This is a genomic window from Bacillus sp. SIMBA_031 (assembly GCF_046535225.1).
GTDB lineage: Bacteria > Bacillota > Bacilli > Bacillales > Bacillaceae > Bacillus > Bacillus velezensis.
The window spans coordinates 1-260 of record NZ_JAWRXC010000381.1 but is presented as its reverse complement, the minus strand read 5'-3'; the positions used below and the strand labels follow the sequence as shown (position 1 = coordinate 260).

General features: G+C 64.2%; 1 pseudogene. It reads left to right on the top strand.

Features of this window, described 5'->3' with window-relative positions:
• Positions 1-260: pseudogene (locus SB724_RS20720) on the top strand (hypothetical protein); the annotation flags it as partial.

The window sequence follows — 260 nt, the reverse complement described above, 5'->3', positions numbered from 1 at the left end:
AACCGGTCACCGCCGACATGCTCGCACATGCCACGTCGCTGAAAGTCATCGCCCGCAGCGGCGTGGGGTACGACTCCATCGACGTCCAGGCCGCCGCCGGACAGGGAATCAGGAAAGTTCAAGGCGCCTGTCTCCGGCCCAAGGGCAACGAAGCGTTCGTGGCAACCCTTCACCGTGATCCACAGTTTGGCACCGCGGCCCGCTTGGCCTTTCGCCGCTGCTTCCCTTTTTACAGGGGACAGGGGCGGCTGGATGTCGAT